Origin of the sequence: Rothia uropygialis (assembly GCF_004137765.1) — a bacterium.
In the GTDB taxonomy this organism is placed as follows: domain Bacteria; phylum Actinomycetota; class Actinomycetes; order Actinomycetales; family Micrococcaceae; genus Rothia.
In genome coordinates this window covers 276,009-290,431 of sequence record NZ_NOIS01000005.1, presented here as the reverse complement: position 1 = coordinate 290,431, position 14,423 = coordinate 276,009, and the positions used below count along the sequence as shown (strand labels likewise).

Annotated in this window: 12 protein-coding genes; 10 read left to right on the top strand and 2 right to left on the bottom strand. The window is 61.0% G+C overall.

Features of this window, described 5'->3' with window-relative positions:
• Positions 1 to 72 precede the first annotated feature (72 nt).
• Positions 73 to 3,384 (bottom strand): beta-phosphoglucomutase family hydrolase, encoded by a 3,312-nt coding sequence (locus tag EWV35_RS12405; RefSeq protein WP_129662299.1) that lies wholly within the window; start codon positions 3,382 to 3,384, stop codon positions 73 to 75.
• Positions 3,385 to 3,604: 220 nt separating this feature from the next.
• On the opposite strand from EWV35_RS12405, the gene glyA reads away from it, so the two are divergent.
• The 6 genes from glyA (at position 3,605) to EWV35_RS12375 (ending at position 9,202) form a co-directional block, all read left to right on the top strand.
• Positions 3,605 to 4,891: a serine hydroxymethyltransferase gene (glyA, locus tag EWV35_RS12400; RefSeq protein WP_129662298.1), complete on the top strand. Its 1,287-nt coding sequence runs from the start codon at positions 3,605 to 3,607 to the stop codon at positions 4,889 to 4,891.
• Between the two features lie 44 nt (positions 4,892 to 4,935).
• Positions 4,936 to 5,838, top strand: coding sequence for a bifunctional methylenetetrahydrofolate dehydrogenase/methenyltetrahydrofolate cyclohydrolase (locus EWV35_RS12395; protein ID WP_129662391.1), 903 nt, complete (start codon positions 4,936 to 4,938; stop codon positions 5,836 to 5,838).
• Between the two features lie 181 nt (positions 5,839 to 6,019).
• Positions 6,020 to 6,556: a hypothetical protein gene (locus tag EWV35_RS12390; RefSeq protein WP_129662297.1), complete on the top strand. Its 537-nt coding sequence runs from the start codon at positions 6,020 to 6,022 to the stop codon at positions 6,554 to 6,556.
• Between the two features lie 91 nt (positions 6,557 to 6,647).
• Positions 6,648 to 7,517 (top strand): exodeoxyribonuclease III, encoded by an 870-nt coding sequence (locus EWV35_RS12385; RefSeq protein ID WP_129662296.1) that lies wholly within the window; start codon positions 6,648 to 6,650, stop codon positions 7,515 to 7,517.
• Positions 7,518 to 7,582: 65 nt separating this feature from the next.
• Complete coding sequence (gene trpS, locus EWV35_RS12380; RefSeq protein ID WP_129662295.1) at positions 7,583 to 8,620, top strand: tryptophan--tRNA ligase; 1,038 nt, start codon at positions 7,583 to 7,585, stop codon at positions 8,618 to 8,620.
• Positions 8,621 to 8,635: 15 nt separating this feature from the next.
• Positions 8,636 to 9,202 (top strand): 2'-5' RNA ligase family protein, encoded by a 567-nt coding sequence (locus tag EWV35_RS12375; RefSeq protein WP_129662294.1) that lies wholly within the window; start codon positions 8,636 to 8,638, stop codon positions 9,200 to 9,202.
• 157 nt (positions 9,203 to 9,359) lie between these two features.
• On the opposite strand, the gene EWV35_RS12370 is transcribed toward EWV35_RS12375, so the two are convergent.
• Positions 9,360 to 10,469 carry a mannose-1-phosphate guanylyltransferase gene (locus tag EWV35_RS12370; protein ID WP_129662293.1) on the bottom strand — a complete coding sequence of 370 codons (1,110 nt, stop codon included), beginning with the start codon at positions 10,467 to 10,469 and terminating at the stop codon, positions 9,360 to 9,362.
• A 332-nt stretch (positions 10,470 to 10,801) separates the two neighbouring features.
• Between EWV35_RS12370 and sdhC the strand changes: the two genes are divergently transcribed.
• From sdhC to EWV35_RS12350, 4 genes are all read left to right on the top strand, one after another.
• Positions 10,802 to 11,203, top strand: coding sequence for a succinate dehydrogenase, cytochrome b556 subunit (gene sdhC / locus EWV35_RS12365; RefSeq protein ID WP_129360852.1), 402 nt, complete (start codon positions 10,802 to 10,804; stop codon positions 11,201 to 11,203).
• Between the two features lie 3 nt (positions 11,204 to 11,206).
• On the top strand, positions 11,207 to 11,692 hold the full coding sequence (locus EWV35_RS12360) for a succinate dehydrogenase hydrophobic membrane anchor subunit (protein ID WP_129662292.1): 486 nt from the start codon (positions 11,207 to 11,209) through the stop codon (positions 11,690 to 11,692).
• Between the two features lie 85 nt (positions 11,693 to 11,777).
• Positions 11,778 to 13,538 (top strand): succinate dehydrogenase flavoprotein subunit, encoded by a 1,761-nt coding sequence (gene sdhA / locus EWV35_RS12355; protein WP_129662291.1) that lies wholly within the window; start codon positions 11,778 to 11,780, stop codon positions 13,536 to 13,538.
• Positions 13,538 to 14,329: a succinate dehydrogenase iron-sulfur subunit gene (locus tag EWV35_RS12350; RefSeq protein ID WP_129360751.1), complete on the top strand. Its 792-nt coding sequence runs from the start codon at positions 13,538 to 13,540 to the stop codon at positions 14,327 to 14,329. Before sdhA ends, EWV35_RS12350 begins: the two co-directional genes overlap by 1 nt.
• Positions 14,330 to 14,423 lie beyond the last annotated feature (94 nt).

The window sequence follows — 14,423 nt, the reverse complement described above, 5'->3', positions numbered from 1 at the left end:
GTTTCGACTCGGAACCGGGGCCTTCTCAGTCGCTTGGGGCCAGCGTCTTGGGCGAGGTGCCCGAGGCCGTCCTCAGCGTGTTACGGAGTGGAGATCCTCGAGCTTGTATTCGCACGAGCCGCCGCCCTCGAGAACCGTTTCGAATTCGCCGACGCGAACCCGCACGGCGCTGGCTTTCTGCGACCGCGCGGACAGCCGAACCCGTTTGGAATCGATGAAGACGTCGAGCAGCTGACCGCGGTACTGGACTTCGAACCCGACTGAGCGCAATTCTTCCGGCATGGACGGTTCCAGCTGAATGCAATCCGTGAGCACCTGAACCCCCGCGTAGGCCCTTTGGACGACGTCGAGCGTGCCGCACATCGCCCCGAGGTGAATGCCTTCCTGAGTGGTACCGCCTTGGGTGTCGTCCAAGTCGGCCATGAGCGCGTCTTGGTAGACACTCCATGAGTGCCGCGGGTCGACTCGGGACATGATCGACGCCGTCACGACTCGGGACAGTGAGGAGCCATTGGACGTCCGGGCCAGGTAGTAGCTGATCGTGTCCTCGATCTTGGCCAAGGATACGTCGTAGCCCAGGTGCGCCAACTCGTCCTGAAGACCCCGTTGCCCGAAGAGGTACACCAGCATCAGGGTGTCGGCCTGTTTGGAGAGTTTGTAGTTGTTGGTCGCATCGCCCTCTGATTCGAGAATCAGGTCCATGCGCCCGATGTTCCCGTACTTCCGCCGGTAATGGTCCCAGTCGATCTCCTTGAGATCGTCGTATCCCTCGAACTGGCTGATGGTTCCGTCATGGTTGAACGGGACCGCGATGTTCGCGGCCATGTGCTTCCATGCAGCGAGTTCGGCATCGGTCACGTTGTTCGCCGAGGACACCCGCAGCGATTGATGCTCGGGCAGTTCCTCGAAGATCTCAAGCGTATGGCGGAAGAGCCACGCGGCCAGGACATTGGTGTACGCGTTGTCCTTCAGGCCGCCGCCGTCGACGGAGCCGGGGTAGCCGTCGTGATACTCGTCCGGTCCCATCGCTCCTTCGATGTGGTACCGGCGGTCGTTCGGGTCGAAGGTCACCAGCGAGGTGAAGAAACGAGCGATCTCGATCATGAGCTCCGCACCTTGATGAGCGAGCCAGCTCGTGTCTGCCGTGGCGGTGTAGTACTGCCATGAGTTGTACGCAATGGCCAGGCCCACGTGGAACTGGCGCCACGAGTTGTCCGGCATCCAACGGTCCGAATGAGGGTTGTACAACTCGACCGGAGTTTCTTCTCGCCCGTCGGAGCCGGACTGCCAGGGGAACATTGCTCCCTTGGCCCCGAACTCCGTGGCCTTGTACCGCGCCGCTGGCAGGCGTGCCCACCTGTATTGCAAGAGCGACCTGGTCACAAAGGGCAGGCGCATCGTAATGATCGGCAGAATGAAGATCTCGTCCCAGAAGATGTGCCCCCGGTAGCCCTCACCGTGGAGACCGCGAGCGGTTACGCCGGCGTCGTTGAGTTCCATGTTGGGGCCGAGGGTTTGCACAATATGGAAGATGTGGAGACGGAGGGCCAGCATCGTATCCACATCGGTCTCGATGTCCACGGCGAATCGAGCCCACAATCGGGACCACGTCTGCTCGTGGGGGCCGTAGAGCGCATCGAAGCCGGTTTCGGATCTGTTCAGCGCCTCAACCGCGCCGAGCACCGGGGACGCGATCGCCGAATCGCGTGACGTCACCAGCGCCGTGGTCGTATCGAACACGACGGCCTTGCCGTCCTGACCGTCGACGCGGTAACGACGCATTTCGACGCCTCCCGGTCGGATTTCCCGCTCGAGACGTGAGCTGACGGGCCCCCGGACTTCGGTGCGTTGAGCGACGGCGACCTCGTGGCCCGACTGATTGGTCCGGACGACGTTGATCAAGGTGTTGTCCGGAAGCGTGGTCGAGGCCTCCGCTACGAGGTGATGACGGGCCAATTCGCGGTATTCGGCAACATTGTTGTTTGTGACGTTCGGATCGATCCCGCTCCGCACGTGAATTCGCCCCGACCACCCGACAGGCGTCACCGTGGTTTCCATGGCGGCCAGGTGGCGATTCGCCATCGAGACGATGCGCCGCTGTTCGACTTGGACACGCCGGGGTGTTTCCGTGTAGGGCTCGCCGACCTCGCTGGGAACTTCTTCCAACAGACACCGACGGGAGAGCACTCCGTGGCGCAGATCGAGTTCCGTGACTTCGTCGAGGGGCTGCATGCCTCCCTCGGACCACCAGTCGCCGCCCCGCAACCGAAGGTCCAAGAACTGGAAGTTCGGAAGATTGACCATGGACTCGTGTTCGAGGTCGCGACCGTTGATATGGGAGACCACGCGATTGAACAAACCCGCGGCGTAGGTTCCCGGGTAATGGACCCCGTCGTCGCCGCGCTCGGGTCGGCAGCCACGGACGCCCATGTAGCCATTGGCGAGGGTCAGTAGCGCTTCCCGATGGCCTTCTTGCTCCGGATCGAAACCGTGGTAAATGAGTTTCCACGAATCGTCACGTTGGGCTCCGAGGTCGAGCTCCGCGACGTCGTTGTGCACCAGGTCGGCACCGGCCTCGTCCAGTTCGTTGCGGTCGCCGTGTCGGTTGATGCCGACGACGAGCCCGAACCCACCTGCCCGGGCTGCCTGAACCCCCGATACGGCATCCTCGATGACCGCGGCATCCTTGGGGGTGACGCCGAGTTGCTTCGCCGCAGCGAGGAACATATCCGGCGCCGGTTTTCCGGGGACGTTGTTCTGGAGAGCGTAAGTACCGTCGATGATGAGGTCGAAGAGGCCCCCCAGATCTGCGGCCTCGAGAACCGACGTGGAATTTCTGGACGCCGTGACGAGGGCGATTGGCACGCCGCTGCGCTTGAGACGGCGAGCCAGCTCAACGGTTCCCTTGAACACGGTCACCCCGTTGGATTCGAGCTCCTCCTGAAAGTAGTCGTTCTTGAGGCGAGACTGTCCCTGAACCGTCCACTGGCCTGCGGGGTCGTTCTCACTGCCTTCGGGGAGAGCCGCGTTGCGGGCCGCCAGCAAGGTTCGAACGCCGTCCTCGCGGGCACGTCCGTCCACGTAAGAGCGGTAGTCCGTCGTGATGCTGAATTCGCTGCGATCTATGTCCTCGGCGTCGTGCCCGTCCGAAGGCTCCAACCGAGAATCGGACAGGATGGCATCGAAGAGCTTCTTCCACGCGTTCGCGTGCACTGCTGCCGTGTCCGTGACGACGCCGTCCATGTCGAAGATGACGGCCTTCTGGGGCACCGAAAGCGGCAGTTGCGAACGATTTTCTCTCGTAGTGCTCGATTCCGGCCTGTAGGGGGAACCGGATCGCAGGTTAAGGGGATCGCTGGTTCCGAGCGGGTTGAGAGAGTTCATCAAGGACCTTTCCTGTTGGCTCAGGGACCCATTAAACACGCTCAAGTTACCGATTGGTTCGATACGAGGGTTATTTCTTGGGCCGTTCACGTACGGCTGTACACGTCCCGTCCTACTGTGAAACGGACCAATGCCCATAGTGTCCCATGTCCTAGAATGGTGCAGAAGCCTTTCGCGTGCCACGCCGGGCCCGGTGTGGAGTCAGCCCAACAGGAGAACTATGAGCAACTCGTCCGCGCAGGATGTCAACAACCGGCCGCTCGCCGAACTCGACCCCGAAGTTTCGAAAGCCATTGACAACGAGCTGAGCCGACAGCGCAATACCCTGGAAATGATCGCTTCGGAGAATTTCGCTCCTCGGGCGGTTCTGGAAGCACAAGGATCGGTACTGACCAACAAGTACGCGGAGGGTTATCCCGGACGTCGTTACTACGGCGGCTGTGAGTACGTCGACGTCGTCGAGGACCTGGCTCGCGAGCGCGCCAAATCGTTGTTCGGTGCCGAGCACGCCAACGTGCAGCCGCATTCCGGCGCCCAGGCCAACGCGGCCGTGATGATGGCGCTCATGCAGCCGGGGGACACCCTGATGGGCCTGTCACTTGCCCATGGTGGCCACCTGACCCACGGGATGAAGCTCAACGTCTCGGGCAAGCTGTACAACATCGCCGCTTACGAGGTGGATCCGGAAACCGGCCGACTCGATATGGATCGTGTGCGAGAGGTCGCTCTGGAGGCCAAGCCCAAGGTCATCGTCGCCGGCTGGTCAGCGTACCCGCGGGAACAGGATTTCAAGCGTTTCCGTGAGATCGCCGACGAGGTCGGCGCATACCTGTGGGTCGACATGGCTCACTTCGCCGGTCTCGTCGCCGCAGGGATCCATGCGAACCCTGTGCCCCACGCTCACGTCGTGACGTCCACGGTCCACAAGACTCTGGCCGGTCCCCGCTCGGGCGTGATCCTCTGCACCGAGGAACTCAAGAAGAAGGTCGACTCGGCCGTTTTCCCGGGACAGCAGGGAGGACCGTTGATGCACGTCATCGCGGGCAAGGCCGTCGCTTTCAAGATTGCCGCGAGCGACGAGTTCAAGGATCGGCAGAGGCGGACCGTCGAGGGTTCCAAGATCCTCGCGGACCGTCTCACGCAACCCGACGTCGCCGAGCACGGAATTGCCGTCCTTTCCGGAGGCACCGATGTGCATCTGGTTCTGGTGGATCTGCGCAATTCAGAGTTGGACGGCAAGCAAGCCGAAGACATCCTGCACGAGGTCGGCATTACCGTGAACCGCAATGCGGTCCCCAATGATCCTCGTCCGCCCATGGTGACGTCGGGGCTCCGCATTGGAACCCCTGCCTTGGCGACCCGTGGATTCGGTCGGGACGAGTTCACCGAGGTCGCGGACATTATTGCCGCGGCCCTGAAACCGGGCGTCGATATCGAATCGCTGCGGAACAGGGTCGAGAAGCTGGCCGGAGAATTCCCTCTCTACGAGGGCCTCGAGCAGTGGTGACGGTAACCGAAGAAGAAAAAGAAAGAGAATCCGAAATCAGCGATATGGCCAACCACGGCAATTCCCCAAAGATCCTCGATGGCACCGCGACGGCTGCGGCCATCAAGTCAGAGCTCCATGACCGGGTGGAGGTTCTCAAGGGAAAAGGAATCACGGCCGGACTCGGGACGGTTCTGGTCGGTGACGATCCGGCGTCGCACTCCTATGTAGGTGGCAAACATCGCGATTGCGCCGAGGTGGGGATCGCGTCGATTCGCCGAGAACTGCCTGAGGATGTGACCCAGGAAGAGCTCGAAAGAGTTGTCGAGGAGCTGAACCAGGATCCGGAATGCACCGGTTACATCGTTCAACTTCCGTTGCCACCGCATATCGACACGAACCGAATCCTCGAGAAAATCGACCCGGACAAGGACGCTGACGGTCTGCACCCGACCAACCTGGGGCGGCTTGTGCTGAACGTCTACGGGGACATCGATTCTCCGCTTCCGTGCACGCCGAACGGCATCATCGAGCTGATGCATCGGCACGGAATCGATTTGGTCGGAAAGAATGTGGTAGTCCTGGGCCGCGGAATCACTGTCGGGCGGCCTTTGGGTTTGCTGTTGTCGCGCCGAGACATCAACGCGACCGTCACGATCGCTCACACGGGAACCAAGAATCTCGACGATGTTCTGTCCCGTGCGGACATCATTGTTGCGGCAATCGGAGTTCCGCATGCTGTACGGCCGGAACAGGTCGCTGACGGGGCGATTCTGTTGGACGTCGGGGTTTCACGAGTTCTGAACCCGGAGACGGGCAAGAAGAAGCTCACCGGGGACATCCATCCGGAGGCGGCGGCGAAATCCTCATGGTATTCGCCCAACCCGGGCGGAGTCGGGCCGATGACCCGTGCGATGTTGCTCGTGAACGTCGTGGAGAGAGCCGAGAGGCTGGCGGCGGCCGCATAACCGGCCGCGGTTTTTCGCCACTTCGAGCGGCCGCTCGGCGAGCGATCCGTAGAGGAATCGCGTACGTCGGGCGGCCACTTTTTAATAGGGGAGGATGGCCTCTCGATCTGTGGCCATAGGGCTTCTCCACAGGCTCGTCCGCCAGGTGTTTGTGCGAAAACGTCCTTGTACAATGGGCACCATGCAACCGATCGGAAGTTCAGGCCCCCGCGTGGGCAACGCAAGTACCAACAGCGCAACGAGCGGAAGGGCCTTTTGGGCCACCGTGATCGGCATGGCGGTGATGGTTCTGATCTTCGTGTTTGCGGTGATCACCGCGGCCAATGAGCAATCGGTTCTGGGTTGGATCCTGGCCGCTATTGCGCTGGGCTGGCTTGCCCTCGCGGCCTATGCTCTATACCTGGTTCGAGGAACGTTGCGGTTCGGCAAAAATGCTGTCAGAAAGCTGCGGAGCGACCTCGAGGACGCTCAGCTCCGGGCACCGTCTTCGGGAACATCATCTGTACCTGAAGCGGACGCCATGCGGGATCAAAAACTCGCGCACTCCTTCCAGATCGTGCTGGTCCAGAACAAGGTCCTGAAAGAGGAAATCGCCAAAGGCGACCACGCTGATCAGGAAGTCGTCGACCGTGCGATCGATACCATCAACTTCACGGCCAAGAACGGGATGGGTATGGTTCAGTCGCAGGACCCGGTGGACGGTACGGTCGTCGACTGACACCCATCACGAACATCGGCACATGCGCCAGGGCGCCTGAGGGCGCCTCGCGCCGGCAATTCGAAGGATCATGAGGAAGGCCCCCGTATACATGGATGAGAGCACTCGAGACGCCAAAAGTCTGCGCGTCGCGACCGTCAACGTCAATGGAATCCGTGCCGCTTACAACCCCAAAAAGAAGCAGACCATGGGGGACTGGCTGGCAGATCGCGACATCGACATCCTGTGCATGCAGGAAGTTCGTGCTCCGGACAAGAACCTCCGCAACCTTCTCGGTGAAGAGGAATGGGACATCCTCCATGCCGAGGCCGAAGCCAAAGGGCGCGCCGGTGTCGCGATTGCTACTCGCAAGGATTCGGCCGAGCGTCCTTCGCGTTTGTCCGGTCAGCCCGTAGCCAAGAGGGAGAACATCGGAGTCGACTACTTCGCGACGTCGGGCCGCTGGGTCGAGGCCGATTATGAGCTTCCCAACGGTGAAACCCTGACGGTTGTCTCTGCCTACGTCCATTCGGGCGAAGTCGGCACGGAGCGTCAAGATGACAAGTACCGTTTCCTGGACGTCATGCTCGAGCGCCTGCCTGCGTTGGCTCAGCATTCCGACCACGCGCTGATCGTAGGCGACCTCAACGTCGGGCATACCGAACTCGACATCAAGAACTGGAAGGGCAATCTCAAGAACGCCGGATTCCTTCCGGAAGAGCGCGCCTATTTCGATCGATTCTTCGGCGACCTCGGATACCGCGACGTCGCCCGCGAGCTGGCTGGCGAGGTGCCCGGGCCGTATACGTGGTGGTCCTACCGAGGCCAAGCTTTCGACAACGACGCCGGCTGGCGGATCGATTACCACATGGCGACTCCGGCTCTGGCCGAAGCCGCGAAGTCCGCAGTGGTCGACCGCGCGCCGAGTTATGACACCCGTTTCTCCGACCACGCACCGCTCGTGGTCGATTACCAGTTCTAGGAATACCTGGCCCATTCGCCGATGATCGGCCATGAGGGGGCAGGTATTGAAGAGAGTAGAAAAGAATGATTGAACGCACGATCCCCAACGCATCCACCGGCGCGCCCCGAGTATTCTCCGGTGCGCAGCCCTCCGCTGACTCCCTGCATCTGGGCAACTATGTGGGAGCGGTCCGGAACTGGGTGGACATGCAAGAGGAAAACGAGTGCATCTACTTCATTCCCGATCTTCACGCCATTACTGTGCCGCAGGATCCCAAACAGCTCGCGGAACGGACGCGGAAGACGGCTGCGCAGTACATCGCGGCAGGCATCGATCCCACGAAGACGCCGTTTTTCGTGCAGTCGCACGTTCCGGAGCATACGCAACTGGCCTGGTTGCTGAACTGCATCACGGGCGACGGCGAGGCCCGTCGCATGACGCAATTCAAGGACAAATCCGCTAAGCAGGGATCCGAGAACACATCCGCCGGACTGTACGCGTACCCGATGCTCATGGCCGCCGACATCCTGCTGTACCAAACCGACCAAGTCCCGGTCGGCGAAGACCAGCGCCAGCACCTCGAATTGACCCGCAACCTCGCACAACGCTTCAATGCACGTTTTGGGGAGACTTTCGTGGTCCCGGAGGCCAAAATCCTCAAGGACACCGCCAAGATCTACGATCTGCAGAACCCGTCTGCCAAAATGTCCAAGTCTGCGGAGTCTGAGAACGGAATCATCTGGTTGCTGGACGAGCCGAAGAAGTTGGCGAAAAAGATCAAATCCGCGGTCACCGACGACGGCACGGAGATCCGTTTCGACAGGGAATCCAAGCCGGGTGTTTCGAATCTTCTGACCATTTATTCTTCGCTCACCCGTCGTCCGGTCGATGAGATCGTCGCGGAATACGAAGGCAAGATGTACGGACACTTGAAGGTCGGACTGGCCGAAGTCGTCGCTGAGATCTTCGGACCGATCCGTGAACGGACCCTCGAGATTATGGACGATCCCGCTGAATTGGACAGGCTTCTGGCGATCGGAGCCGCCAAAGCCCGGGAAATCGCGGTTCCGACCATCGCCTCAGCTTACGAGCACATGGGATTCCTGCCTCCGCGGGCCTGAAACCTCTTGGAAACCATGGTGTCCACTTCTGACGTGAACAACGGCAAGATCAGCGTGAGCCCGACCATCTTGCCTGGTCACAGCTATCTGAGTCTGGTTCTGGATGTGCCCCTTCAAGTGCACGAGGACGTTATTCGCTGGCGTTCGGAACACTGTACGGGCACTGGGGTTCCTCTCCACATCACGATTTTCATCGCGGAGTTGGGCGAGAATCCTGAAGAAGAAGCCACGGGCTTCCTCTCCGAGTTGCGAGAAAAATGCCGCGGCCTCGCGCCGGGGAACCTCACGCTGTCCGGCACCGGGACTTTCCGGCCCATGAGCGACGTCGTGTTTCTCTCGGTGGGGGAGGGCGAGGACTTTTTGACCGACCTGCACGAGCGGTGCCTGTCGTTACGGCAGAGCGCCTCACCGTTCCTTTATCACCCGCACATGACACTGACTCAGAACGAGAACCGCAGCACCCTCGAGGCGGCCTTGGCTGACTTCCGCGATTACAGGGTCACGTTCCCCCTTCGGGGAATGGACGCCTACATCGGTGAAGTCAGCGGTTGGCGACCGCTGGGAAGAATCAACTTCGGCTGAGACGCCGGTAAGGACCGGCACCCACGGAAGTCAGAGCCACCGCGTCTTCCGCAAGAGACCGGGGCGGCTGCGAGGCTTGCGGGCCCGGCATCGGATCACCAACCGATGCCGGGCCCGCGGCCTCCAGGGGCATTCGGGCATCGTGGCGACAATGCCTTTACAGGACGTCGGTGTCGCCATTCTCTTTGAGTGCATTGACAGCATTCTTGACCCGTTGCGCGTGCTCCTGAGTGGTCACCAGCAGGGCATCCGGGGTATCGACGACGACAATGTCCTCGACCCCGATCAGCGCCACAATGCGGCTCGTGTCCGAGGCGACGATCCCGGAGGCGTTATCGGTCATCACGCGCTTGTTCTTGCCGATGACCGCCACCTCGTCCACGTTGACGGCGCGGTTCAGTCGGCTGATGGCGGCGAAATCCCCGACGTCATCCCACGTGAAAGACGCGGGAACCATGGCGACGTCGCCCGCGGCAGCGGCGGGCTCCGCGACGGCATAGTCGATGGCGATCTTGGGGAGATTCGGCCAGATGCGGTCCATCACCGCATCTCTCTGCTCTGTCTCCCATGCTTTGGCGATCTCCATAATGCCTGCGTGCAGCTCGGGCTGGCTGGCCTCGAGATGGGCCAAGAGGAGCTTGGCTGGCGCCACGAACATTCCGGCATTCCAGGTGTATTCGCCACTGCGGACGTAGGCTCGCGCAGTGTCTTCGTCCGGTTTCTCGACGAATTCGGCGACTTTTAGCGCCGATGGAGCCGCCGGGACGTCGAGACCTTCGTTGGCACGGATATAGCCGAAGCCGGTGGAAGGGGACGTCGGAGTGATACCGATGGTCACGATCCGACCCGTGGCCGCGGTCGCGATCGCTTCCTCGACGACCCTATGGAATTCATCTGTGGGTTCCACCACATGGTCGGCGGCGAACGAGCCGATAATGGCTTCCGGATCCCGCAGGGAGATGATTGCCGAAGCCAGGCCGATAGCTGCACCCGAATCCTTGGGGGAGGGCTCCAAGACCAGATCCGATTCCGAGCATTCCGGCAACTGCTGGCGGACGGCCTGCGCGTGAGAACGGCCAGTGACAACCATCACACCACTCGAGCTGAGATCGATCAGCCTGTCGAAGGTGGAGCGCAGAAGCGAATGGCCCGATCCCGTGAGATCCAGGAGAAATTTTGGCGCGTCTGCCCTAGACAGGGGCCAAAGCCGGGACCCAACCCCGCCTGCCGGGATAAATGGGTGGAAGTGTTTGTGTGGTGATTTCATCGCTCACATCGTACCGGTTGCGTTCGTCATAATTCTCAAGGCTCGGGGAGGGAGCTTTGGGGGCAGGTTGACTAGGCCCCTGGGAATTTCCCGGGAGCCGATCGGCGGAAACAGTGGGAAGCAAGGTATTAGGTGATGAAATTGTTGCTTATTGCCCCCAGGATTCCGGGGAAGAGCGGCGTCGACATGGTGTCAGCAAGCCGTCTGGCTGCTGGTAATCTGACAAGAGAACTCGCTCACTCATGACTCACGGGCCTGCCCGGTCTGCGCAGTGGCAGTGTAAACGTGGGCCCCTCGCCGGATGGAAGACCGACGCCGCGGCCCTCCGGTTGATGAAACAGGGAGGTTATTCAGTGCCGAATACATCCAAGGGCACCCTCTATCGAGGCCGCCAGGGCATGTGGTCCTGGGTGGCCCATCGCGTCACAGGCATCGCTATCTTCTTCTTTTTGCTTGTCCACGTACTTGATACGGCCCTCGTGCGGGTTTCCCCCGAGGCCTACAACCACGTGATCGCCACGTACAAGAACCCGATCATGGGCCTCGGCGAAGCTGGCTTGGTTGCCGCTATCGTCTACCACGCCTTCAACGGTCTTCGGATTATCCTGATCGACTTCTGGAAGAACGGCGCCAAGAACCAGAAGGCGATGCTTTGGGGCGTTCTGATTCTTTGGGTCATTGCCGTTGTGCCGTTCCTCATCCGCCATCTCGCCATCGTCTTTGGAGGTCACTAACCAATGGCAACTCCGTTGAAAACTCGGATAGCGGTTCCCCGTAGCCGTGACAACAGCATCGATGGCATCAAGTACAACCGGTCCGGTTCCAAGCGCAACAACTTCGAGATGTTCGCATGGTTGTACATGCGAGTCTCCGGTGTGCTGCTGATCGTTCTGATCTTCGGCCACTTGTTCGTCAACCTCATGATGGGCGACGGCGTACACGCGATCGACTTCGGCTTCGTGGGCGGCAAATGGGCCAATCCGTTCTGGCAGACCTGGGACTTGATCATGTTGTGGCTCGCCATGATTCACGGAACAAACGGTGTTCGCACCGTGATCGACGACTACGCTGAAAAGGACAAGACCCGCTTCTGGCTCAAGACCCTGCTCTTCCTGGCCTCCGGGTTTATCCTGCTCGTCGGCACCTTGGTGATCTTCACCTTCTCGCCGTGCCCCACGGGCGCAGACCCCTCGCTGGTTCCGTCCTTCTGCCCGGCACCGTAATACCGGCCGAGGCACGACGCCGGGGGATCCGGCCGACCGCCGCCCCCACACATACAGAGACTCAACAAGGAAAGAGCATCGAAGAATGCAGCTTCACAAGTACGATGTGGTCATCGTCGGTGCCGGCGGAGCCGGTATGCGCGCAGCCATCGAGTCCGGCCAGCGCGCCCGCACCGCCGTACTGACCAAGATCTACCCGACCCGTTCGCACACCGGTGCGGCACAGGGCGGTATGTGTGCGGCACTCGCCAATGTCGAGGAAGACAACTGGGAGTGGCACACCTTCGACACCATCAAGGGCGGCGACTACCTGGTGGACCAGGACGCCGCGGAGGTCATGGCCAAGGAAGCCATCGACGCCGTGCTGGACCTCGAGAAAATGGGTCTGCCCTTCAACCGCACGCCCGAGGGCCGCATCGACCAGCGCCGTTTCGGCGGCCACACCCGCGACCACGGCAAATCGCCCGTGCGACGTGCATGCTATGCGGCCGACCGCACCGGGCACATGATTCTCCAGACCCTGTACCAGAACTGCGTCAAGCACAATGTCGAGTTCTTCAACGAGTACTACGTCCTGGACCTGGTCATGACGGAGGTCGACGGCGAGCGCCGCCCCTCCGGCGTCGTCACCTACGACCTCGCGACCGGCGAAGTCCACGTTTTCCAGGCCAAGTCGATCGTCTTCGCTTCCGGCGGTTGCGGGAAGATTTTCAAGACCACTTCGAATGCGCACACCCTCACCGGTGACGGGATGGCCATCGCTTTCCGCAATGGCCTTCCGCTCGAGGACATGGAGTTCGTCCAGTTCCACCCCACGGGACTTGCGGGTCTGGGTATTCTCGTCTCCGAGGCCGCCCGAGGTGAGGGCGGAATCCTCCGTAACTCCGAGGGTGAGCGCTTCATGGAACGCTATGCCCCGACCATCAAGGACCTCGCTCCGCGTGACATCGTGGCCCGATCCATGGCCAATGAGGTGCGAGAAGGCCGTGGTTGCGGCCCGAACAAGGATTACGTCCTGCTCGACCTGACCCACCTCGAGCCGGCGCACATCGACGCGAAATTGCCGGATATCACCGAGTTTGCACGCACCTATCTGGGCGTCGAGCCGTATACCGAGCCCGTCCCGGTGTTCCCGACCGCGCACTACGCGATGGGTGGTATTCCCACCAATATCGACGCCGAGGTCTACCGGAACTCCGAGCAGACTGTCCCCGGGTTGTTTGCGGCGGGAGAGGTCGCCTGCGTGTCCGTTCACGGTTCCAACCGTCTCGGCACCAACTCCCTGCTGGACATCAACGTTTTCGGCAAGCGGGCCGGCATCAAGGCCGCCGAATACGCCGCGACCGCAGATTTCCTGCCGGTTCCGGAGGATGCTGCGCAGCCAACTCTCGACTTGCTCGATCTGATGCGCAATGGAAAGGGCGACCAGAAGGTTGCTGTCCTCCGCAAGGAGCTGCAGGACGTCATGGACGCCGATATGCAGGTGTTCCGCACGGCTGACACCATCCACAATGCTCTGGACAAGATCGCCGATCTGCAGGAGCGTTACAAGCACATTCAGATCCAGGACCAGGGCAAGCGTTTCAACCTGGATCTGCTCGAGGCCGTCGAGCTGGGCTTCTTGCTCGAGCTCGCCAAGGTCATGTCGGTCGCGGCCTTGCACCGTGAGGAGTCACGCGGCGGTCACTTCCGTGAGGACTTCCCGAATCGCGATGACGACAAATTCATGAAGCACTCGATGGCCTACCTGGACGAAGGTGCGGAGACCGACAGCGTCGCCGGCATTCGTCTCGAGACCAAGCCGGTGATCTTCACCCGCTACGAGCCGATGGAGCGTAAGTACTAATGACTACTCAGGAACAGGAAGCTGCCGAGCCGGCATCGAAGGTCGACCTACCGGGTGAGACCGGTGGCGGGGGAGAAATTCCCACGTACGATCTGACCTTGAAGGTTCGGCGCTACAACCCCGAAGTTTCGGACGAGGCTTACTGGGACGAGTTCGAACTCGAGATGTTCGGTACGGACCGTGTTCTGGACGCACTGCACAAGGTCAAGTGGGAGATCGACGGCTCGCTCTCCTTCCGCCGCTCGTGCGCTCACGGTGTGTGCGGTTCGGATGCGATGCGTATCAACGGTCGCAACCGTCTGGCCTGCAAGACCCTTCTCAAGGACCTCGACCTCTCCAAGCCGGTCACGGTCGAGGCCATCAAGGGTCTTCCGTGCGAGAAGGACTTGATCGTGGACATGGAACCGTTCTTCCAGTCCTACCGCGAGATCATGCCGTTCCTCATGAACGAGGGCCACGAGCCTGAGCGGGAACGGTACCAGTCCCAGGAGGATCGCGAACGATTCGATGACACCACCAAGTGCATCCTGTGCGCCGCCTGCACTTCGTCTTGCCCCGTATTCTGGACCGATGGTCAGTACTTCGGACCCGCGGCGATCGTCAATGCGCACCGTTTCATCTTCGATTCGCGTGACGACGCCGGTGATCTTCGTCTGGAGATCCTGAACGACAAGGAAGGCGTGTGGCGTTGCCGCACGACCTTCAACTGCACCGAGGCATGTCCCCGTGGGATCCAGGTGACCAAGGCCATAGCCGAGGTCAAGCAGGCCGTACTGGCTCGCGCCTTCTGATCCAACCGCTGCCGGGCAATATCACGACGCCGCCCTTCCCCGAAAAGGGGGAGGGCGGCGTCGTCATGTTCTGACACGGATGCAACGTGGGCGC

What these genes read in the sequence shown, in the direction of transcription:
- EWV35_RS12405 (WP_129662299.1), bottom strand. Translation starts at nt 3,384, where the DNA reads ATGAACTCTCTCAACCCGCTCGGAACCAGCGATCCCCTTAACCTGCGA.
- glyA (WP_129662298.1), top strand. Translation starts at nt 3,605, where the DNA reads ATGAGCAACTCGTCCGCGCAGGATGTCAACAACCGGCCGCTCGCCGAA.
- EWV35_RS12395 (WP_129662391.1), top strand. Translation starts at nt 4,936, where the DNA reads ATGGCCAACCACGGCAATTCCCCAAAGATCCTCGATGGCACCGCGACG.
- EWV35_RS12390 (WP_129662297.1), top strand. Translation starts at nt 6,020, where the DNA reads ATGCAACCGATCGGAAGTTCAGGCCCCCGCGTGGGCAACGCAAGTACC.
- EWV35_RS12385 (WP_129662296.1), top strand. Translation starts at nt 6,648, where the DNA reads ATGGATGAGAGCACTCGAGACGCCAAAAGTCTGCGCGTCGCGACCGTC.
- trpS (WP_129662295.1), top strand. Translation starts at nt 7,583, where the DNA reads ATGATTGAACGCACGATCCCCAACGCATCCACCGGCGCGCCCCGAGTA.
- EWV35_RS12375 (WP_129662294.1), top strand. Translation starts at nt 8,636, where the DNA reads ATGGTGTCCACTTCTGACGTGAACAACGGCAAGATCAGCGTGAGCCCG.
- EWV35_RS12370 (WP_129662293.1), bottom strand. Translation starts at nt 10,469, where the DNA reads ATGAAATCACCACACAAACACTTCCACCCATTTATCCCGGCAGGCGGG.
- sdhC (WP_129360852.1), top strand. Translation starts at nt 10,802, where the DNA reads ATGAAACAGGGAGGTTATTCAGTGCCGAATACATCCAAGGGCACCCTC.
- EWV35_RS12360 (WP_129662292.1), top strand. Translation starts at nt 11,207, where the DNA reads ATGGCAACTCCGTTGAAAACTCGGATAGCGGTTCCCCGTAGCCGTGAC.
- sdhA (WP_129662291.1), top strand. Translation starts at nt 11,778, where the DNA reads ATGCAGCTTCACAAGTACGATGTGGTCATCGTCGGTGCCGGCGGAGCC.
- EWV35_RS12350 (WP_129360751.1), top strand. Translation starts at nt 13,538, where the DNA reads ATGACTACTCAGGAACAGGAAGCTGCCGAGCCGGCATCGAAGGTCGAC.